This is a genomic window from Actinomadura rudentiformis (assembly GCF_008923185.1).
In the GTDB taxonomy this organism is placed as follows: Bacteria; Actinomycetota; Actinomycetes; order Streptosporangiales; family Streptosporangiaceae; genus Spirillospora; species Spirillospora rudentiformis.
On sequence record NZ_WBMT01000010.1, the window covers coordinates 47,247 to 67,086 of the forward strand.

The following is a 19,840-nucleotide window of genomic DNA, read 5'->3' on the forward strand; positions in this document are numbered from 1 at the left end:
AAGTCCGGTGCAAGGGTTCCGTTATCGCTTGCCCACGGTCAGTTCGTCGGCGAGAAGGTCCATCAGGAGCCCGTCATGCCACTTGCCGCTAATGGGGTCACGTTCGTATTGCCGCATGCGCCCGACCGGCTTGAAACCGACCTTGGTGTAGGACCGGATGGCCGCGTCATTGGCCGCGGCGGGGTCGATGGTCAGCCGATGATGCCCGCGTTCCTCGATGAGCCACCGCGCAAGCGTCCTTACCGCGTCCGTACCGAGCCCTCGCCCGTGGAAGCGCGCGCTCAGGAAGATGTCGATGGACGCGTGCCGGTAGTCCGGATCGTCCTCCTCGTCGTACTGGATCGCGCCGGCGACGTTGCCGTCCACCACGATCGCGACCATCTCGTCGAAACTCTCTGGCGGCGCCCACCATCGTGCGACCTCAGGCTCCCGGACGATCTCCCCCAGCGCCTGAGCGTCCTTCTCCTCCACGGGACGCAGAACAACCGATGCCCCTCGTAGTTCCATGTCCGAGATCCTCCCTGTTCGGAGGCGGGTTATCCACAGAATTTCGTTCGCCTTCCGTCCCTGCCGCCACCCGCGCATGCTGGCTGGACCGGCAACCGGAAGGAGGCGCGATCATGCGCTCCACCATCACGTTCCCCGTCCCGGCCACCACCACGTCCCGGTTCATCGTGGCCGCCGACGACATGCCGCAGGACGTCCACTCACTCGCCTGCGGCACGTCGGCCAGCGCGTACGAGGCGCACGTGAACGGACGGCTGGGCACGCCGCAGCTGAAAATCGAACGGGCCGATCCCGGACAACTGCGCTGGGATCTTTCCCAGATCACGACTTCCCGTCGTTCCCACCGTGAGGCTGCGCTGGGCGAGGCAGACCACATCGCAGTCGTCACCACCGTCGGCCCCGCCACCGACCAGCCCCGCGGCGTCCAGGTCGCCCGCGCCGCGGCGACCGCCATCGCCACGGCCACCGACGGCATCGCCGCCGATCTTGTGACAGGCCAGGTCGTTGCCGGAGGCGACGAACGCCCACGGTTCGTGCTGGCCGACGACTGGCTGGGCGACGTGCTCCCGCCCTTCCGGGCCAACGGACGCTGCACCACCCCGGATCCCGAACATGACCTGGAAGGAGTGAACGGCTGCGCCTGCGTACGGCTGATGACGCGAGGCCTGCGGCGCTTCGGCCTGCCCGAGCTCCAGATCTCCGACATCGCCTGCCCGCACGACTCGGCCGCCCTCAACATCCTGCGCACGACCGCCCGCCGCCTGCTCACCGACCACTGGTCCTGGCTGGCCACCGGCCCCGCCGACCGCAGCCGAACGATCGACGCGGACCTGACGCTCACGACCGGCGACTACGACGAATTCTGGGGCGTGCCACGAGGCGACCCCTCAGACACGACGTTCCAGGTCCGCCTGCGCCCGCTGACACCCCGGCTCATATCCGTAGGCCCGCCCGACGGTTTTCTGGGAACGGTGAACGACTGGCTATGGGGTGGCACACTCCCGACCTGCATCACCACCACATCCGCCCAGCCAGTCGAGACTCCCCACCAACACGCCGCCGCGTGACCCACCGGCAAACCCCAACCATCCGCCCCCACTCGGCACCACACCCGACCCGCAACACCCGCAACACCTAACGCCAGCTGCCCTGACCAATGTGCGAGGCACCCGAACGAAAGTCGCAAGGCAGGCACTGCAAGCGCGAGCATCCATCGACCGACCAGAGAAGCATCAACCAGGGCCGATCAACTGGAAACCCCATGAGCAGATAATTCGCGGTGACCAGGCGAAGAGATGGCAGCCACCAGAGATGTGCTGATGCGGCTCGAAGCCGGATCAGCACAATGCAGAGACGCCAGCAGAAGCAAGCTCATGAGCCACAAGAGACCAAACGGCCAACGAATCCGTGCGATGCAATCAGCGCCGTCAGCTCTAACGAACATAAGCCCAGCCAGAATGCATCCGAAGCTAGATCAATCATCGGCCTGCCCCGACGTCGCTCGGGGCAGGCCCACCCCGTTCCCCAGACTCAGGTTCAGCCACCGCAGTGCCTCCGCGCCGGCGGCGAGTCACAACGGTCCACGCAAGGCCATACAGGGTCAGAGCCACGCCAAGGCCAGCGATCGCGCCTTCGACACCGCTGACGAGGGTCATGTGGAAGGTACGCGCGACATCCGGTTGGTTGATCAGGGTGACCGCACCCAGCAGCCCCCCGCCGCACGTGGCGATCACCAATGCTCCCACCACCGTCCACGCCACCCGACCGGGCAAACGTTCAGGTGCGTCTGCCGTGACCGGTGCCGTCCGAACCCAGCGGACCAGCCACCACACAACGACCGCCGCGCCGAGCACCCCACTCGCGTACTGGAGCCAGCGGTTGAGCGTGAGCCCTCCCCACGAAGTCGAGATCAGCCAGGGAAGTTCTCCGGCGAAGCTGTGGTGTTTGTGTGTGAAGGCGTCCCAAAAGAGATGCGTCGCAGCACCGAGCACGAGGGAGAACGGGACCCACTTGATCATCGAACGGCGAAAGGCGGCTGCAGGCACCGCGAGTCGTACGTGAGCCCAGCCCGGGGTCAGTGCGAGCAGTGGCCGCTTCCAGATCAGCTGGAACGCGGCGAAGATGATCAAACCAAGGCCGAGGTCAATGGTCACCAGCCCCAACGGGACATGCGTCGCACCGCGAAGCGCCCCCATTCCCAGGAAGTAGGGCACGTCCGGGACCATCGACCCCACCACCAACGCCGACGGCACCAGAGGGCCACGCGCGAGAGGGATGACGGCCGCCGCATGGCTCATCGTGAAGGGCATCGGCCATGCTTACGGCATTCGCAGAGAAACGATCAAGTCCGCTCAACGCTCACTGATCGAGCCCAGGACCGGCTTGAGGTCGACGATCGGCGTGCCGTTCAGCGCCTCAAGTGCTCGAACACGCACCCGCAGGCCATCGATCGACAGGATCGTGACCCGGTGCAACCCGACCGGATTCGGCCTGTCAGCCGAGCGCGTGCTGAACACCCCGGTGACCGGCCGGGTCATGTCATCACGAGGATGGACCGCCAGCACATCGCGTCGTGCGCGATCAAGCCACGTGACAACCAACACCTCCGTCCCAGCCCGGAGATCACGCAACCCCTCACCCACCTCGGGTTCGAAGACCAGCCAAGCGTCTGGAGCACCTTCGTCACCCTGCTTGGGCGCCGCAGCCAGATCCACAAGCGCCGACTCGACCCACCCGATAGGCCGAATCACAAACTCACCCTCGCCCAACGCAACCTCCCACCCTCATGCACCGCCACCCCGAGAACCCGTGAAAATCACAGGCTGCCACCCCAGATAAACACCGATGCCCTTCCCCATGAGCCCGACCCACCAAAAACCATCAGGGGTCGCTCCAACAAACCTCAACCCGAGGCATCCAAACCAATCCCCACCAACCCCATTCGCCAGCCCATTTCCAGCGCCCGCCCCACCCAGACGTCCGCCGCACTGCGGCCGTAACAGCGCAAACAACACCGCATGAGAGGCCATCAGCAAGCAGCGCGCCTCCCATAAGAACGGGACCCACAAGCGCTCATCACCCCCGCACCACCTACCCGCAGTCCAACACCAAACCGCAGCGCAACACCGGCACCGCAACACCACCCGTCCTCCGCGCCAGTACGGGGTCGAGGAAGGCGTGGCCGGGCCTGGAAGCGCTGCTGGGCAAACGCTCCCGTACGACCTTCCTGGTGCGGAGCGCGCGTCGGCGGTGACCTTCCTCCATGCCCCGCCGGAGGACGCAGCACGGCATGGTCGGCAGGGGCCCGCGCGGCAAGCCACCCGGCGAAACGTCCCCAAGCGCAACCGAAGCGGGTTGTCCTCCAGGTAGGCCTCCGCGGCCGCCGAGACGAGCTGGCTTACACGCACAGCAACACCAACCGGCACCACAACACCGGCTCGGCGGGCACCGCAACACCAGCGGGCACCGCAACACCCGCCGCACCGCCCACCCGCAGCGCACCACCCGCAGGTCGCCGACACGACGGCGACCGAGGCGCCCCGGCGCTCCTCGTGGTTGGGCTGTGGTGGACGGGGCAGACGACGGCCTGACTTTCTACGCCGGAGACTCCTCGTCCGCACACAGCGACGCGATGGCCGTCCCCAACACCGATGGCCCAACCCCACCCGACGACAGCAACTGGGCCGCGTAATCGAAGACCAGCGGATGCGCCTGGAACCTCCCTTCCTTGGCGACGCCGATGACCGCCGCCAGGACACAGGACAATCAGCGTGCTGCGAGCGGTCGAGCCGGGATTGCTGTCCAGCTGAACAACGTCCATGCCTGCGTTGAGGCCGAACTGGGAAACCGCTGACCCGGTGACCGAGGTGGTGCAAGCGAGAAAGATGACCGAGCCGGTGGGCGGATCCAGACAGCAGCCCAAAACGCAGGTATTGCGGGGGCGTGGATCTTGCTCGTACGGTCGAAATTGGGCGCGCAGGTGGCTCAACTCGAGCCGTAGGTGAGGAAGGAAGTCGCGGTGATCGACACGTTGGACGCGGCGCGAGTCACAAGCAGGCGGGCCCGGCGAGCTGCGGAGTTCATGCACCGGAGAGTGCGACCACGCATGACCGGCGACGGCGAGATCAACGAGCGGGCCATGCGCCGCCTGGCGACGCTGGAACGGCTGGCCGCCCTTGCTCCGGTGCCTCGTGGCGTACGACTGCGCCGAGTGCAGTTCGATGGCTTCCGCGGCGAGTGGGTGACAGCGCCAGGGGTGTCCGCCGATGGGCGTGCCGTCCTCTACTTCCACGGCGGCGGCTTCGTCTGCTGCGGATTGGCCACCCACCGCCGCATGATCGCGCAGATTTCCGCGGCCGCCCGCATGCCGGCCCTCTCGATCGCCTATCGCCAGCTGCCAGAGGCGTCGGTTACCGGCTCGGTCGCCGACTGCGTCACCGCCTACCGCCAACTGCTAGCGCATGGGCACGCTCCAGAGGACGTGGTGATCGCGGGAGACTCTGCGGGCGGTTTCCTCGCCTTCGCCGCGACGCTGCGGGCTGTTGAACAGGGCCTGCCCAAGCCCGCGGCCGTGGTAGGCCTCTCTCCATGGCTCGATCTGGACTGCACGGCCAAGATCGCCCATGCCAACGCAAGCCTCGACCCGTACATCGTCGCCAAGGAGATGGCCAAGCTGGCCGAGCTACTGGTCGAAGGCGTGACTCCACCGGATCCGGCCCTGTCACCGCTGACCAGTGATCTTTCGATGCTTCCTCCGGCCCTGATCCAGTGCGGTTCGATCGAGGTACTGCGCTGCGACGCGGAGCTGATGGCCGAGGAGATGGAACGTGCGGGCGTGCCCTGTCGCCTCCAGATCTGGGAGGGCCAGATCCACGTCTTCCAAGCCTTCTCCGCCCTGATCCCAGAAGCGCGCCCCGCGATCGCCCAGATCGGCGCCTTCATTCAGGAGATGACTTCCAGAAAAGCTGACCGCGCGGCCTGAGCCCAAAAGGTTAAACACCCTGCTGAAGGGGCCTGGTCGTGGAGCGCCGGACCGCCCGCGCTAACCAATTCCCCCACGTGTCAGCCACCGACCCCGATTTGGTCGGCATCCGCCTGGCACGCCCGCCCTCAGCTTGGCCCGTCCCGGATCAGCTCGCCCGTCGCCCAACAGCCCGGCCTTTCTCGCCATGTCACGACTGGTGTCAGCGCGATACGCCGCATCGTTCGGCCGTCTGGTGGCCGAGAGCACGGAAAAGAACATCGTTTGCGTCGGCTCAGGGACCGGATGGCCAGATACCGGCTGCGCGCACGGATCTCTTGGCGAGGCTGGAGCGTTCGCCATAGCCGGCGCCGCACACTGCGTCGGCCTCGGCCGACATCAAGGCTTCGGCCATCGTCTTGACCATCGACCGCAACAGATCCGGCTCACACGCCCCGATCTGCTCGGCCAACCAGCTTTCAGGGGCCACACTTGTCATTCACGGCCATCGCGTTCACTTCTCCTTCGGTCTTGGTCGATTCGAAGGATCGCGATGGCCGCCTCATTCACGGCACCGCGCCACTGACCTGCGCTAACTCGTACACCACCCCGGTGGACGCGACCCGCCCAACCGTGTCGCCCTCACCGTCCATGGTCTGTACACCTGGTTGTACCTGGCGGCATGTGAGTGAGCCGCGCCGGTTTCGCTCACTCTGAACGCCGACAGACGATGGGGTCGCCGGGTAGGGCCGCACCTGGGCCAGCGTCGCAATTCCCACCGTTGGCATAGTCCAGCTTGAACGGGAGCTCCCAATCTCAAAGGCCATGGACCGGCGGGCCATGTCAACTGTGACCATTCGTCAACGCTGTGTAGTCGAAGTGACTACGATCGGCGTCCTGGCGGGTGACCACTGAGACTCCCCGGGACGAAGATGAACCGTTTGGCAGTTACAAGGCTCGCCGACGCCGTCCGCTGCGCCTGCGGATTGCTCGGCTGTGCGGCGGTGGCGAGCACCGCCGTTGCCGGCACACCGTCGCCAGCGCAGGCGGCAGCCACGCCGCGTTCGGCGGCAAGCGCAGCCAGCGCGGCATCACCAGCTGCAGTGTCCTATTTGATCGTCTGGCAGGCATCCGCAACCTTCCTTGAACCCCCCGATCCGGAGATATGCCGCAAGGTGGAGAACTGGGGTGCCCCCTACACCGCACAGATCTGCAGGGAGATCTGGCAGTCGCTGTACGGCTCTCCCCAGGCTGGGAAATCCCAACGCAGCCGGCCCAGGCATGCGGACGACAGCCCGGCGGCTCCGCTGAGACCCACGCGCACTCGGGCGCCCAGACGTCCGAAACCGCGCCCCGTTCTGCCCCATGTCCCGACCGCTCTGTCGTCCAGGCCACCGGTCAGCACCGTGCCCCTTCCTCCGTCGAGCGCGCCAACAACAGACCAGGCTGACAGCGATACGTCACCGGCACGCTCGATGCAGCCGTGGTTACTGCTCGGTCTGCTCCTTCCTGCCATGGCCGTGGCGGGTTACCCGTTCCGCCGCCGGATCTACGCATTCGCGGGCACGGTGTTCTGCGCTTCTCCGCGCCAGCCGGTGGGCGACGATGACCGAACCGCATACTTCAGCCATCGCTCGGCGATCGATCCGTTCGCGATCTCTGCGCTCGGCCTCACTGGACCGGGAGCACCTGATACCGCACGCGTGCTCGCCCTGGCTGCGCTGGAGGACCACGCGGACAACGCTCTCCTGGTACTTCCTCGTTGCACCGCGATGTCGCTCTTCGGGCTCTCTGAAGACGAGCTGCTCGACGAGAGCGCCGCCGGCCTCTTCATTCCGGGCAACCTCGACGCAGCTCTGGCCTACCTCGAGACCGAACTCGCCATACGTCAGGGCGGCGGAACCGCCCCGGCACGCCGCCTCCTCCTGGTAGCCGATTGCGAGAAAGAGGCTGAAAGAATCCGCACGCTTGTCGCCCAACGCCCCGGCGATCTCTCAGCCGTGCTCCTCGGTGACTGGCCGGCAGAACAAGCCACGGTGACCGAGGACGGCGTGATCGCCCTCCCTCCCGCCTTCGCCCACCTCCTCCCCCAGCACTTCCCCGCAATGTCCCGGAGTGAGGCACGCGACCGCCTTCGCACAGCAATCAAGGTCCAACGCCCAATGAAGACCGCGTATCCCCGCCGGTCTTCTCGTCGCTGACCCACTCCAGCCCCTGGAACACCGTCCTCAACGGGTGCAGCTGATCCACTCCGCGATCATTGTGATCGGCACGCCCGGCCACTGGGCCAGTTGCCGGCGGATCTGCGGACCGACCGCATCGACATCGATCCTTCGGGGCCTGCTCGATCCTTCGGGGCCTGCTCGTCTTGGGAGGCCGACCAGCCTCCGACGCCCGCCGCACTGTGTTCCGGCGAAGCTCTAGCCTCCTGGCGATCGGATCGGCACCTGCCCCGACTGGTGCAACTTGCGGCTCCCTGCCCAGCCCCGCGTTGAGACTGGCGGACAGGCCGGACCCATCCCGGGGCTGCTGGCCTGCAGAACGGGCGCATTGAATGGAGTCCGAGAGAACAGGCGGCCGAGGCACAGGCGCCCACCGAAGACCGGCTCGGATCCGTGGCCGCCGAGCGTCTCAGCCCTGGCCGGCGTGGACCGCAGGGGGCGAGGACTGGGGATGCGGCAGCCGTGTGTGGGCTGGGGCACGCAGGTATTGAGGACCTGCACGCCACTGGGTTGTGGCGGGGTGGCCGCGGTTGTAGAGCGTGGTCGCATTGTCAGGCGACTTGGTGGGTGGCTCTGGCTGTGATCAGGGCGCGGAGGGTGCGGCCGGCTGCGTATGAGTCAGGTGGGTCCTCGATCGTTCGATCGATGTAAGCCATACAGCGCAGGAGCCAGCTGCGGAGGGCGTCCTCGATCTGGGTTTGGGCGCGGAGGGCCTTGGCTTGTTCTTTGCGGCGTTGCTCCTCGTGGGCGCGTTGCGTGAGTTTCTCGTCGGCGGCGACTGCGCGTACGTCAGAGAGGGAGAAGCGGCCCAGCTGGTCGGTGGCGAGCGCTCGCTCTGCGGCGATGCGGTTGAACAAGTCTTTCGGCCATCCGAGGATCGCCGCGGCGCCCTTGGCGTCCACACTGTCGGCCAGGGGACCTTTGCGTGCGGCGACCACCTCGGTCACGGTGCGCGGGTCGAGGGCGTCGACATCGCGCAGGAGGTAGATGGGATAGGTGCGGTAGCGGCCGATCACGGTGAGCTCGCCGCGCGCGACCAGGATCTCGACGTCGGCGCGGTCGACGTCGAGGAACACCCGTTCGGCGAGCCGCGCCGCGGCGTTGATCGCGCCGATCGGCGGATCTTCCCCGAAGGCGGACCGGATCCGTTCGGTCTGTTCGGCTGACTTCGCGACCTGGGCGGCAGACCAACTGCGGTCGTCGATCTCTGGCTCGGGAACGATGCCGTGTTCCCGCGCCAGCCGGATCTGCCAGGTGGCTAGGCCGAGCGCGGCGGCGAACTGCCGGAGTCCGTACTCGTTGCGGCCGGTGCGGATGATCTCGGAGGGCATGTCTGCTCCTTTGACATGGAGGGGTGTTGACTCGAACGACAGTTTCGCTCACGCTTCGTGACCACAACAGTAGAATCATGTTCTGTGGATAACTCCGGTTCGGCCGCCGGTCCGCGGCCCATGCCAGGCTGGGGGCATGAACGGAGCTGAACGGCTGGCCATCGGCCTTGCGGCGGTCGGCCGCCCTGCCTACATCAATCTCGGACGTACGGCTGAACTACCTGCCGAACGGACCGTGGACGACATGCGCCAAGCGACTTGGGACGTACTGGACGCGGCCTATGCGGCCGAGATCCGGTGGGTGGACACGGCCCGGTCGTATGGGCGGGCCGAGGAATTCCTCGGCGAATGGCTTGCGGAACGCGGTCACACGGACATCACCGTCTCCAGCAAGTGGGGCTACGCCTACGTCGGCGAGTGGCGGCTGGACTCTCCGGTCCATGAGCTCAAGGAGCACAGCCTTGAGCGGTTCAAGGCTCAGTACGCGGAGACCCGGCGGTTCCTCGGCAGGCACCTCGACCTCTATCAGGTTCATTCGTTGACCACCGACAGCCCATTGTTCGGAGACCGGGCGTTGCAGGCGGCTCTCGCCGGCCTAGCCGCAGAAGGCGTGCGAGTGGGGTTCTCCACCTCCGGGCCACGCCAGGCCGACACGGTGCTCAAGGCGTTCGAGCTTGAAGTGGACGGGCAACAGGTGTTCACCGCCGTTCAATCGACCTGGAATCTCCTGGAGCCTTCTGCGGCGGGGGCCCTGCACCAGGCGCACGACGATGCCGGGGCTCTTGTGCTGGTGAAGGAGGCACTGGCGAACGGCAGACTCGCAGTGCAACCGCCGGAGGAGATCAAACGGGTTGCCGACCTGCACGACGTCAGCGCCGACGCGGTGGCACTGGCCGCAGCCCTGCGGCAGGTGTGGGCGGACAGGGTCCTGCTGGGCGCCGTCAGCCCAGCGCAGTTGCGCTCCAACCTCGCTGCGCTCTCGGTTGGCGAAGACGAGCTGAACGAGCTGGCCACGCCTCCTGAGCGCTACTGGGCTGAACGGGCAGCTCTGCCGTGGACGTAGGGGCCCATCAGGCGAGATCTTCGGCTAGGGCTGCCCAGAAGTGGCTCTCGTACGCGTGCAGCATGCGGGCGGCCCGGACGGCTTCGTCTGGGGAATCTCCAGCGGCCAGTCCGGCGGCGATCACTTCCGTGGCGTGATCAGCGAAGCCCGGCGGTGGTTCGGCGAAAAAGCGGAAGAAGCCCACCGCCTCCTCATCCATGCCATAGCGGCTCCGCAACGCCTCAGCGGCCCGGGCGCAATAGGCTCCCCACTCCTCCAGGTTGGCGAGCATGGCCAAGGCCACTTCAGAAGCCGTGCCGAACATCGCGCGCTGGGCGAGGTACGCCGGATAAGCCTGGGCCAACGGTTTCGGCTCGTAGGCGCTGAGATCTTTCTCACTGATTCCGATCGCCGCCGCAAAGTCCAGGAGCAAAGCCAGAGCTTCCCCTTCGCCTTGTGCAAGAGCGAGAAAGAGCCCACCGGCAGGGGGTTCTGGATAGCGCGCAGCCAATAGGGAAAAGCTGCGCCGGTCACTGCCGACGATCCGATACTCCTCGCCGGCCAGCCATGCGAGGCGTTCTCTGGGTACGGCACCTACCTCCAGCAGCTCCAGGAAGCGGTTTTCGCTGGCAGCGGCCACGATCTCCTGCCGGGAGCGGGCGACCAGTTCGGCGGCGAAGGCTTCGGCCATAGCTCCAGGTGAGCATCCCGCGGAGACGAGGTCAACAGGGCAGAAACGCAGGCCCTGTAGGGCTTCAGAGTGATCATCGGCGCCAAGGCGCGTTCTCCGCGATATTCGGCGGTCTCCACCCCCGCGGTAGCCCGGATCAAGCTCATATGATCACCTGGATACGATGAAGGGCGGAATGTCTGCGCAGGTGTGGACGGAGTTGGGAGCGAGCGAGCACATGTCGGATTTCGAGCTCAACCATGCGGGTGGGCGGCTGCCCCTTAAGGTGACCGAGGCCACGGAGGGCCCATCCGGCCTGGGAGTCGGCGCCCTTCTGAAAGAGACCGGTCACGTCACGCTTGACCCAGGCTTCACCAACACTGCCTCCACCACGTCGGCGATCACCTACATCGACGGCGACGCAGGGATCCTGCGCTACCGCGGCTATCCGATCGACGAGCTGGCCGAGAAGGCCTCCTTCCTGGAGGTGGCCTACCTGCTGATCCATGGAGAGCTGCCGTCCCAGGCCGAGTTGGACAACTTCACCGACAACGTCAAGCGCCACACCCTGCTGGACGAGAAGTTCCGGGCGTTCTTCTCGGCGTTCCCGCGCCGCGCACACCCGATGGCTGTGCTGTCGTCCGCCGTGAGCGCGCTGTCGACCTTCTACCAGGACAGCCTGGACCCGTTCGACGCCGAGCAGGTCGAGCGGTCCAGCATCCGGCTCATCGCCAAGCTGCCGACGATCGCGGCCTACGCGTACAAGACCTCGATCGGCCAGCCGCTGCTCTACCCGGACAACTCCCTCGGCTACGTCGAGAACTTCCTCCGCATGACGTTCGGCCTGCCGACCGAGCCGTACGAGGTCGACCCGGAGATCGTGCGGATCCTCGACATGCTCTTCGTGCTGCACGCCGATCATGAGCAGAACTGCTCCACGTCCACCGTGCGGCTCGTCGGCTCCAGCCACGCCAACCTGTTCTCGTCCATCTCGGCAGGAGTGGACGCGCTGTTCGGTCCGCTGCACGGTGGCGCCAACCAGGCCGTCCTGGAGATGCTCGAGCAGATCCACACCAACGGCGACGACGTCGAATCGTTCGTGCGGCGCGTCAAGAACAAGGAACCCGGCGTCAAGCTGATGGGCTTCGGGCACCGGGTCTACAAGAACTACGACCCGCGCGCCGCCGTGGTCAAGAAGGCCACCCGTAAGGCCCTCGACCTGCTCGGCAAGCCCGACCCGCTCCTGGACCTGGCGATGCGGCTCGAAGAGGTCGCGCTCAGCGACGACTACTTCGTCGAGCGCAAGCTCTACCCCAACGTCGACTTCTACACCGGCGTCATCTACAAGGCCATGGGCTTCCCGACCAACGCGTTCACCGTGTTGTTCGCGCTCGGCCGCCTTCCCGGGTGGATCGCGCAGTGGCGCGAGATGATGAGTGACCCGGCCACCAAGATCGGCCGGCCGCGCCAGGTGTACGTGGGCGAGACCGAGCGCTCCTACGTCGACATCAAGTCCCGTTGATCGCTTAGACGCACGACGCGGGCGACCTCGTCGATCAGGGCCGGGTTTCCAGGGCATCGCCTCGGGGACCCGGCCCTTGGGCTATGCCGGGTTAGCCTGTGGGCGGCGGCTGCCCTCTGCGAAAGGCTGTGGACGATGCCTCCCATTGTCGAACCGAAGTTGACCGACCTCGACTTCTGGGCCCAGCCACAGTCAGACCGCGACGCGTTGTTCGCCTCACTCCGTACGGCCGAGGAGCCCGTCTTCTGCCCGCGTCCGGACGGGCCCGGGTTCTACGCGCTGACACGGTACGAGCAGGTCACCGAGGCCAGTCGTCATCCGGAGGTGTTCAGTTCAGAGCCGACCGCGGTCAGCCTGGTGGACCCGCCGGTGTCGATCAGCGAGTACGCGGGGTCCATGATCAGCCTGGACGATCCACGGCACGCGCGACTGCGGCGAATCGTGTCCCGCTCGTTCACCCCGCGCATGATCCAGAAGTTCGCGGACGATGTGTCGGCCCTCGCCGCCCGCATCGTCGACGACCTGGTGGAACGTGGCCCGTGCGACTTCGTGACCCATGTCGCGACCCCGATGCCGCTGCAGATCATCTGCGCCTTGATGGGCATTCCGGAGTCCGCGTACGACGATGTCATCGAGGCGACGAACGCGATTCTCGCCGTCGGCGACCCTGATCACGTCTCCGCTGATGGCAAGACTCGCGAGCAGGTCCTGGGCGAGAAGTTCACGATCCTGGACAACCTGATGACCGACCTCGGGCGCCTGCGCCGTGAGAACCCCGCAGACGACCTGGTCACCGCCCTGCTCCATGCGAACGTGGATGGCGAGGCGCTCACCGAGCCGGAACTACGGCGCTTCTTCAGTCTCCTTGTCGTGGCGGGTAACGAGACCACGCGCAACGCCCTCTCACACGCCCTCGCCCTCTTCACCGTCAACCCGGGCCAGCGGTCGCTGCTCCTGGCAGATCTGGAGAAACGCCTGCCGGGTGCCGTCGAGGAGGTCGTGCGTTACGCGACGCCCGTCACCTGGATGCGCCGAACCCTGACCCGGGATCACGCTCTGAGCGGCCACACGTACCGCGCGGGGGATCGGGTCATCCTCTATTACAACTCGGCCAACCGCGATGAGAGCGTATTCAAGGACCCGCACACGTTCGACATCACCCGCTCACCCAACCCGCATCTGGGCTTCGGAGCGCCAGGGCCGCATTTCTGCTTGGGAGCCCACTTGGCTCGCAGAGAAGTGACCGTCCTCCTTCGCGAACTCTTCAGGCGCCTGCCCGACGTCCACGCCACCGCAGAGCCCATCCGCCAGCGAGCCAGCTTCATCAACGGCGTGAAGACTTTGCCCTGCGCGTTCTGAATCACGCCTGGCACCCCGCGGGCAATTGGCCATGCACGGCGTTCCTTTAGCCGCGGACAGTCGTCGGCCGCAGCGCCGAGGCGACAGACCCCACCAAGATCGCCATCGACACCAGCGCTGATCAAGACTCCGCCACAAAAGTTATCCACAGAATCTCGTTCCACTTTCGTCGCGCAGGACCCGGGCCGAGGCTGGACGACGTCGCGCCAGCCCGCCGAGGCCCGAGGAGGCCAGTCATGCCTGCCACGATCTCCATTACCGTGCCCCCGAAGACCACCACATGCTTCGTGGTCGCGACCGAACGCGAGCCCGGCGACGCCCGGCTCGCCATGCTACGGCGGCTCGCCGAGCCCTTCGCCGCCGCTGCCACCGAACGGCTCAGCACGTCCCGGCTCGCGGTCACGAGTTACAGGGCGGCCGACTCGCCCTGGGATCTGACAGGGGTGGCGGCCGCGGACGATCATGAGAGCGAGACACGGGCCCGTAAGGCGGTCCACCACATCGGCGTGACATCGCTGCTCCAGGTCGCCGGTCAGCCGTTCGGCACCCAGCTGGCCCGCGCCGCGGCCCGCGCGCTCGCCGACGTCGTGGCCGGTGTGATCGTCGATCTCAACACCGGCCAGATCGTCCCGCAGGACACGCCCGAAAATCCCCGGTTCGCTCTGGCGGACGACTGGCTCGGCGTCTCGCTCCCGCCTGAGGACGAACACTGCTCGGACGGCGACGACTCCATTGACGGCTGCTCCTGTGTAGAGCTCACCACCCGGGGGCTGCGCCGCTTCGGCCTGCCGGAGCTACAGATTGCGGGAGTCGCATGCCCCCACGACTTGGCCGCGCTCAACGTCCTGCGTGCGACGGCCCAACGGTTAATGCCGGTGGGCCGGCTTTCCGGCCCGCAAGCCCTTCCCTCCTACCTGCCGCTGGTGAGCGATGACCTCGCTGGCTTCTGGGGAATCGCCGAGTCCCTGTGGGCCGACGGCCCCTTGCCCGTCCAGCTCACCTCCCTCGGGCCACGCCTCATCGGCGTTGGCCCGCCACCTGAGTTCCAGGGCACCCTGAACGAGTGGCTCTGGGACGAGCTCCCACCCGTCATGCACGAACTCCTCGGCTGCACCGCTGAGCCCCTCCCCTCCTGAGATCAGCCACCGAAGCTCAAATCAACGGCACGTTCGGGATTCGAAGGGCGCGATCACGGCGCCTACGGGCCGGGCGGCGTGGCCGTCGGCGCCGGGAGCGGGGATGGCCGTCGCCGCTCGGTTGGGGCGGGTTGCGATTGCGATGGAGCGTTGGGGTTCTTTGGTGTGGCGAGTGAGCGGCGCGGCTACGTTCGACTGTCATGGAGACCGAGGACGTGGCAGGTTCGCTGCAGACTGTGCTGGCCGATGTCGCCGCCGAACGCGAAGCTCAGGATCGCCTTTGGGGCGTGCAAGAGTTCCCTGACGGGAGTGGGCCTCAGTATGGCGAGCGGGCGGACGAAGCCAAGCGCGATGTCGCTGCGGCTTGGTCCCGGGGTGAGTTGACCTGGCGGCACATTCTCACCGAGGAGTTCTATGAGGCGCTCGCCGAGGCCGATCCGGAGCGGCTGCGCACCGAGTTGATCCAGACCGCCGCGGTCGCGGTCAAGTGGGTGCAGTCCCTCGACCGTCGTCGTGGTGCGACGCCTCATCCGACCAAGGGTGGTGGACGGGAGAAGCTGGTTCGCGACCGCATACCCGAGATCATCCGAGACGCCGGCGGCACCGACGCGTCCGTGCGAGCGGCGGAGGAAGGTGAGTACAAGGCGCTGCTGCGCGCGAAGCTCTACGAGGAGGCCGGAGAGTATGTGGCCAGCGGAGATCCGGCCGAGCTTGCCGATCTTCTGGAGGTGCTTCATGCACTGGCGGCGGCGCACGACATCAGCCCGGCCGAGCTTGAACGCCGGCGCGCCGCCAAGGCCGGAGAACGTGGAGCCTTCACGCACCGGCTCGTACTGCGGCTACCAGCAGGCGTGAACGAGGACAAGTGATCATGGAGTCACCTGAGTAGGGCAAGCGTTGGCCTAGCGGTGGCGGCTTGTCAGATCCAGCGGGCAAGGTGGGCCCATGTGCGGTCGCTATGCCACGGCCCAGGCGCGCCAGGAGCTGATCGACGGGTTCCAGGTGCCACGCGGGGGCGGGCTTTTCCTATGGAACATCGGCCCCGATCCCTATGCGAGATCGGCTCCGATGCTGCGAGCGAGATCGGCTGAGAGGGGATAGACGCGTTCGCTGGGGAGGAACGCCTTCGCTTTGGTGGCCTGCCCGTCCTGAAGGAGGCGATGGATCTTTCGCACCAGAGGTGTCCGATCTTCGATGGAGACGATCCAGTCGTCCACGTACTGATCGATGATGTGGCGGCTCAGGCCGACCTGGATGCTGCGCGCGTCCAACGTCGCGCCGCGCAGGCTCCGCTCGGGGTCCCATTGCACGTGGACGACCGACTCCGCGAATCGGGCGCGCCATTCATCGCTACTGCGGAAAACACGACGGTCAGGGTGTGTGGGAACGGCATGGCCCAGCGCTTGCTCCCAGCCGGTACGGGTGATCCGAACGGCCAGGATCATCTCTTGACCTGGCTTCCGAGCCCAATTACTGCGGGACATCAGCCACAGGAAGGATGGTTTGATCCACGTCATGCGGCCACGTGAGAACGGCGGCACGAACCGGCCATGCTCCACCGCCGGACCAGCGATCTCAGGACGGTACGCCTGGTAGACCGTGATCGTGTCGCGGTCGTACGTGGCGCGGATCTCGTGCGTTCTCATCAGTTCGTCTCCCAGCTCAGGCGCACTCACAGTGCCGTCTGACCTCTGGGACGCTCAACAGGTTTTCGGACAGGCCCCTCAATCCGGTTCAGCCGTTCCGGCTAACACTTCGTAGCATGCGCTCGGCACGGCTCTATTGGTCGTCGGTTGCGGATTCCCTCGGCCCGGACGGCAGTTGTGCGGCGATGCCGTCGAGGAGGAGATCAAGGGCGGCGGGATAGGCGCTGGCGGCCATAGTGGCTGCTAGGGCATCGGCACAGGCCGTGATGTGGGGATATTCGTCGGACGGCAGGCGGGCGTAGGTGGATCGCCAGGCCTCATGGTCGCCGTCGGCATGGTTACGAGGAAGTGCGCTGGCGGCGGCATCGAGCGCTGCGAAGCCCAGGCTGAGGTCGATGAAGCTGTGGTAGTGGCGTGCAGCCTGTTCGGGGCTGAAGCCGGCGGAACGCAGGATGCCAAGCCCTATCTCCACCCCGCGAACCTCGTTGGGACGCCGGGTGACACGGGCGGCGGACAACACGGCGACCTGCGGGTGGGCCAGGTAGGTGGCATGCAGGCGGTGGCCGACGTCACGCAGGTCGTCGCGCCAGTTTCCGGACGGCCGCAAGCCCTCGATGGCGCGGCCGATGAGCTCGTCGGCGATGGCCAGAACGAGGTCGTCGGTGTTGCGGAAGTAGCGATACAGCGAGGACGGATCGGCGCCGAGGGCCGTGCCGAGTCGGCGAACGCTCAGTGCGTCGGTGCCGTGCTGGCTGAGCAGCCGGATGGCGGTTCGCACGATCAGCTCGTGGGACAGGACGGTGCCGGTCTTGGTGGGCCGTCTGCGACGTTGGACGCCGATGACCCGCCCAGACCCGTCTGAGGGCGTACGCATGGGTGCTTCCTTGGGATCGCCGGGCTGCCGCGATCTTACGACAACACTGTTGACGACGAAAGAGGTGAGCTGTTCTATATCGGTTAGCCGGTCGGCACCCGCGTGAGCTGGAGACATGACCGGCCGCGAGCGATGCCGGAGACCCCGCATCTGTCGTTCGCCTTGCCACCGCGGTCACCCCACCCCTGCGTTCACCCCGTCGCTGCGGACACCCCGTCGCTGCATCCACCCGGTCGCTGCATCCACCCGGTCGATACGGTCACCCCGCCGCTACCGTCCCCCCGCCGCAGCGGACACCCCGTTGCTACGTCCACTCCGCCGCTACGGACACCCCCACCGCTACCCGTCGCCCCACCGCTACCGTCACCCCGCCGCAGCGGACAACCCACCACTGCGGACAACCCACCGCTACAGACCCCACCGCTACCCGTCACTCCGTCGCTACGGTCACCCCGCCGCTGCGGACACCCCCACCGCTGCGGTCGCCTTGCCGCCACGGACGCCCCCGTCGCTGCGGACACCTCGTCGCTGCGGAGACCCCACCGCTACCGTCACCCCGCCACTGCGGTCACCCAGTCGCTGCGGACAACCCGTCGCTGCCGTCACGCCGTCGCTGCGGACAACCCGTCGCTGCCGTCACGCCGTCGCTACGGTCACCCCGCCGCTACCGTCACCCCGCCGCAGCGGACACCCCACCGCTACCCGTCACTCCGCCACTGCGGACAACCCGCCGCAGCGGATATCCCGCCACTGCGGTCACCCCTTTGCTGCGGACAACTCACCGCTACGGTCATCACACCGCCGCGGACACCCCCACCGCTACGGTCACCCCGCCGCTGCCGTCACGCCGTCGCAACGGTCACCCCGTCGCTGCGGACACCTCGTCGCTGCGGACACCCGCCGCCGCAGACGCCCCCTCGCTGCGGTCGCCTCGTTGCTGCGGTCGCCTCGTTGCTGCGGTCACCCACCGCTGCGTTGACCTCGTCCCTCTCTCCGCCCCGTGCCTGCCCTGGGGCCTATGGCCCCCGTCATCGGATCGGTTGTCCATGGAAGATCACACCAGTTCCGAGCCCTCGCGTCCGGCCGCGATGGCCAAGTCGCTGGGCGCCTTTGACGGAGTCGTCATCGCCGCCTCCAACACCGCCGCGACCACCACCATCGGTATCGGCATCGGGCTGTTGGCCGCCTATGTGGGCCGCCAGACACCTGCGCTGCTCATCGTCGCGTTCCTGCCGATCCTGGGCATCGCCGGCGCGTATGCCCGGCTCAACCGGTCCGAACCCAACTGCGGCAACGGCTATGTGTGGGTCGGCCGGACGCTGGGGCCCTGGCTAGGGCTGCTCGCCGGATGGATTCCGCTCGCCAGCTCGGTCATCTTCCTCGCCTACACCACCTCGGTCACCGGGTCAGCGGTTTCCCAACTGGCCCTCAAGGCAGGCGTGGACTCGTTCTTCGGCTGGGACATCGATCCCGGCTCGACCGCTCGCAGCACGTTGATCGGCCTGTTCATCCTGGTAGTGGTGACCTGGACGGCAGTCATCGGCGCCGCCAAGGCAGCGAGATTCCAGGCGTATCTGCTGATCTTCGAGTACGCCGTCCTGCTGCTGTTCTGTGGCTGGGGGCTCATCGCCGGCGACCAGGGGTTCTCGCTGTCGTGGCTCAACCCGTTCGCCGTCGATTCGCCGTCCGGGCTAGCCCAGGGACTCGTCCTGGCGGTGTTCTGCTACTGGGGATGGGACTCCGCCTTCAGCGTGACCGAGGAGACACGCCGCCCCGAGGACGCGGCCCGGGGTGGTTTCATCGCCCTGTGGACCGTGCTGGGGCTTTTTCTGCTGGGGTCGATCGCGTTCCAGCGAGTCATGTCGACGGACGAGATGGCCGCCAATGGTGCACAGGGCCTCGCTCACTTCGCAGTCAAGCTGGCTTCCGAGCCGTTGGCCACCCTCCCGCTGATCGCACTGCTGTTCTCCGTCGTGGCCTCGTTGCAGGCCGGGGTGATACCCACGGCCCGGATAGCGCTGGCCATGAGCAGGGACCGCACCCTGGGGCCGGTCTGGTCGAAGGTGAACGCCCGCTATGGAACGCCGGCCGCCGGGACGATCCTCATCGCCGTGATCGCCGCCGGGATCGCCCTGCTGAGCCTGAGCATTCCCAAGCTCAGCGAGGCCATCCTCGCCGCAGTCAGCGCGATCGGCCTGTTGGTGGCGCTCTACTACGGGTTGGCCGCCGTCACCTGCGCTTGGCGTTTCCGCGGCCTGCTGCGGGCCGGAACACTCCAGGCCACCCGCGCCGTGATCCTTCCCGCCGCGTGCGGACTGGCGCTGTTCGCCCTGGGCGGCTACCTGGCGGTCCACTACGCCACCCTCAGCGACGGTTTCGCGGTCAGTGCCTCCAACGGATGGTTCAGCCTCGCCTGTCCGGCCGTCGTCCTCCTGACCGGCTTGATGGTCGGCATGATCGCCAAGTGGCGCCGACGCTCGCCGTACTTCATCCGCCCGGGCACGGCCGCGGCGGAGCCGCTCGTCGAGCCGCTCGCCGCACCCGCCCCGGCCACCGACCCCTGAACTCCGG

17 protein-coding genes and 1 pseudogene are annotated in these 19,840 nt (G+C 67.0%); 10 read left to right on the forward strand and 8 right to left on the reverse strand.

Translation table 11 applies throughout. From position 1 onward, the window contains the following. Positions 1 to 21 precede the first annotated feature (21 nt). Complete coding sequence (gene aac(6'), locus F8566_RS21525; RefSeq protein WP_151562619.1) at positions 22 to 507, reverse strand: aminoglycoside 6'-N-acetyltransferase; 486 nt, start codon at positions 505 to 507, stop codon at positions 22 to 24. 113 nt (positions 508 to 620) lie between these two features. On the opposite strand from aac(6'), the gene F8566_RS21530 reads away from it, so the two are divergent. Further along, a complete protein-coding gene (locus F8566_RS21530) occupies positions 621 to 1,574 on the forward strand; it encodes a hypothetical protein (RefSeq protein WP_151562621.1) in 954 nt (317 codons plus the stop codon). A 411-nt stretch (positions 1,575 to 1,985) separates the two neighbouring features. On the opposite strand, the gene F8566_RS21535 is transcribed toward F8566_RS21530, so the two are convergent. Both F8566_RS21535 and tsaA read right to left on the reverse strand, forming a co-directional pair. Continuing rightward, complete coding sequence (locus tag F8566_RS21535) at positions 1,986 to 2,816, reverse strand: DUF4184 family protein (protein WP_151562623.1); 831 nt, start codon at positions 2,814 to 2,816, stop codon at positions 1,986 to 1,988. Positions 2,817 to 2,858: 42 nt separating this feature from the next. Continuing rightward, positions 2,859 to 3,275 carry a tRNA (N6-threonylcarbamoyladenosine(37)-N6)-methyltransferase TrmO gene (gene tsaA / locus F8566_RS21540; RefSeq protein WP_151562625.1) on the reverse strand — a complete coding sequence of 139 codons (417 nt, stop codon included), beginning with the start codon at positions 3,273 to 3,275 and terminating at the stop codon, positions 2,859 to 2,861. Positions 3,276 to 4,525: 1,250 nt separating this feature from the next. Here tsaA and F8566_RS21545 point away from each other — a divergent pair. After that, the gene (locus F8566_RS21545; RefSeq protein WP_225993384.1) at positions 4,526 to 5,488 is read left to right on the forward strand and encodes an alpha/beta hydrolase; all 963 of its coding nucleotides are present in this window, start codon (positions 4,526 to 4,528) and stop codon (positions 5,486 to 5,488) included. Positions 5,489 to 5,816: 328 nt separating this feature from the next. Here the strand turns inward: F8566_RS21545 and F8566_RS50025 are convergent. Beyond that, a pseudogene (locus F8566_RS50025) lies at positions 5,817 to 5,976 on the reverse strand (transposase); the annotation flags it as partial. 395 nt (positions 5,977 to 6,371) lie between these two features. Here F8566_RS50025 and F8566_RS50030 point away from each other — a divergent pair. Both F8566_RS50030 and F8566_RS21555 read left to right on the forward strand, forming a co-directional pair. Continuing rightward, positions 6,372 to 6,614 (forward strand): hypothetical protein, encoded by a 243-nt coding sequence (locus tag F8566_RS50030; RefSeq protein ID WP_192809792.1) that lies wholly within the window; start codon positions 6,372 to 6,374, stop codon positions 6,612 to 6,614. Positions 6,615 to 6,981: 367 nt separating this feature from the next. After that, a complete protein-coding gene (locus F8566_RS21555) occupies positions 6,982 to 7,668 on the forward strand; it encodes a hypothetical protein (protein ID WP_151562626.1) in 687 nt (228 codons plus the stop codon). A 572-nt stretch (positions 7,669 to 8,240) separates the two neighbouring features. On the opposite strand, the gene F8566_RS21560 is transcribed toward F8566_RS21555, so the two are convergent. Next, positions 8,241 to 9,020, reverse strand: a complete 780-nt coding sequence (locus F8566_RS21560; RefSeq protein ID WP_151562627.1) for a hypothetical protein — start codon at positions 9,018 to 9,020, stop codon at positions 8,241 to 8,243. Between the two features lie 136 nt (positions 9,021 to 9,156). Here F8566_RS21560 and F8566_RS21565 point away from each other — a divergent pair, with 136 nt between their 5' ends. Beyond that, the gene (locus tag F8566_RS21565; protein ID WP_151562628.1) at positions 9,157 to 10,083 is read left to right on the forward strand and encodes an aldo/keto reductase; all 927 of its coding nucleotides are present in this window, start codon (positions 9,157 to 9,159) and stop codon (positions 10,081 to 10,083) included. A gap of 7 nt (positions 10,084 to 10,090) precedes the next feature. Here F8566_RS21565 and F8566_RS21570 read toward each other — a convergent pair whose 3' ends face one another. Further along, complete coding sequence (locus F8566_RS21570; RefSeq protein WP_151562629.1) at positions 10,091 to 10,753, reverse strand: thiaminase II/PqqC family protein; 663 nt, start codon at positions 10,751 to 10,753, stop codon at positions 10,091 to 10,093. A gap of 217 nt (positions 10,754 to 10,970) precedes the next feature. On the opposite strand from F8566_RS21570, the gene F8566_RS21575 reads away from it, so the two are divergent. From F8566_RS21575 to F8566_RS51425, 4 genes are all read left to right on the forward strand, one after another. Continuing rightward, complete coding sequence (locus tag F8566_RS21575) at positions 10,971 to 12,254, forward strand: citrate synthase (protein WP_151563075.1); 1,284 nt, start codon at positions 10,971 to 10,973, stop codon at positions 12,252 to 12,254. Positions 12,255 to 12,389: 135 nt separating this feature from the next. After that, complete coding sequence (locus F8566_RS21580; RefSeq protein ID WP_151562630.1) at positions 12,390 to 13,613, forward strand: cytochrome P450; 1,224 nt, start codon at positions 12,390 to 12,392, stop codon at positions 13,611 to 13,613. A gap of 236 nt (positions 13,614 to 13,849) precedes the next feature. Beyond that, a complete protein-coding gene (locus F8566_RS21585; protein ID WP_151562632.1) occupies positions 13,850 to 14,749 on the forward strand; it encodes a hypothetical protein in 900 nt (299 codons plus the stop codon). 200 nt (positions 14,750 to 14,949) lie between these two features. Beyond that, on the forward strand, positions 14,950 to 15,618 hold the full coding sequence (locus F8566_RS51425; protein ID WP_225993385.1) for a nucleoside triphosphate pyrophosphohydrolase: 669 nt from the start codon (positions 14,950 to 14,952) through the stop codon (positions 15,616 to 15,618). A gap of 180 nt (positions 15,619 to 15,798) precedes the next feature. Here the strand turns inward: F8566_RS51425 and F8566_RS21595 are convergent, their stop codons facing one another. Both F8566_RS21595 and F8566_RS21600 read right to left on the reverse strand, forming a co-directional pair. Beyond that, positions 15,799 to 16,395 carry a DUF4291 domain-containing protein gene (locus F8566_RS21595; protein ID WP_151562634.1) on the reverse strand — a complete coding sequence of 199 codons (597 nt, stop codon included), beginning with the start codon at positions 16,393 to 16,395 and terminating at the stop codon, positions 15,799 to 15,801. 133 nt (positions 16,396 to 16,528) lie between these two features. Next, a complete protein-coding gene (locus F8566_RS21600; protein WP_151562637.1) occupies positions 16,529 to 17,269 on the reverse strand; it encodes a TetR/AcrR family transcriptional regulator in 741 nt (246 codons plus the stop codon). A 1,046-nt stretch (positions 17,270 to 18,315) separates the two neighbouring features. On the opposite strand from F8566_RS21600, the gene F8566_RS21605 reads away from it, so the two are divergent. Beyond that, positions 18,316 to 19,833, forward strand: a complete 1,518-nt coding sequence (locus F8566_RS21605) for an APC family permease (RefSeq protein ID WP_225993386.1) — start codon at positions 18,316 to 18,318, stop codon at positions 19,831 to 19,833. Positions 19,834 to 19,840: the final 7 nt, after the last annotated feature.

What these genes read in the sequence shown, in the direction of transcription:
- F8566_RS21530 (WP_151562621.1), top strand. Translation starts at nt 621, where the DNA reads ATGCGCTCCACCATCACGTTCCCCGTCCCGGCCACCACCACGTCCCGG.
- F8566_RS21535 (WP_151562623.1), bottom strand. Translation starts at nt 2,816, where the DNA reads ATGCCCTTCACGATGAGCCATGCGGCGGCCGTCATCCCTCTCGCGCGT.
- F8566_RS21555 (WP_151562626.1), top strand. Translation starts at nt 6,982, where the DNA reads ATGGCCGTGGCGGGTTACCCGTTCCGCCGCCGGATCTACGCATTCGCG.
- F8566_RS21560 (WP_151562627.1), bottom strand. Translation starts at nt 9,020, where the DNA reads ATGCCCTCCGAGATCATCCGCACCGGCCGCAACGAGTACGGACTCCGG.
- F8566_RS21565 (WP_151562628.1), top strand. Translation starts at nt 9,157, where the DNA reads ATGAACGGAGCTGAACGGCTGGCCATCGGCCTTGCGGCGGTCGGCCGC.
- F8566_RS21570 (WP_151562629.1), bottom strand. Translation starts at nt 10,753, where the DNA reads ATGGCCGAAGCCTTCGCCGCCGAACTGGTCGCCCGCTCCCGGCAGGAG.
- F8566_RS21575 (WP_151563075.1), top strand. Translation starts at nt 10,971, where the DNA reads ATGTCGGATTTCGAGCTCAACCATGCGGGTGGGCGGCTGCCCCTTAAG.
- F8566_RS21580 (WP_151562630.1), top strand. Translation starts at nt 12,390, where the DNA reads ATGCCTCCCATTGTCGAACCGAAGTTGACCGACCTCGACTTCTGGGCC.
- F8566_RS21585 (WP_151562632.1), top strand. Translation starts at nt 13,850, where the DNA reads ATGCCTGCCACGATCTCCATTACCGTGCCCCCGAAGACCACCACATGC.
- F8566_RS51425 (WP_225993385.1), top strand. Translation starts at nt 14,950, where the DNA reads ATGGAGACCGAGGACGTGGCAGGTTCGCTGCAGACTGTGCTGGCCGAT.
- F8566_RS21595 (WP_151562634.1), bottom strand. Translation starts at nt 16,395, where the DNA reads ATGAGAACGCACGAGATCCGCGCCACGTACGACCGCGACACGATCACG.
- F8566_RS21600 (WP_151562637.1), bottom strand. Translation starts at nt 17,269, where the DNA reads ATGCGTACGCCCTCAGACGGGTCTGGGCGGGTCATCGGCGTCCAACGT.
- F8566_RS21605 (WP_225993386.1), top strand. Translation starts at nt 18,316, where the DNA reads ATGGAAGATCACACCAGTTCCGAGCCCTCGCGTCCGGCCGCGATGGCC.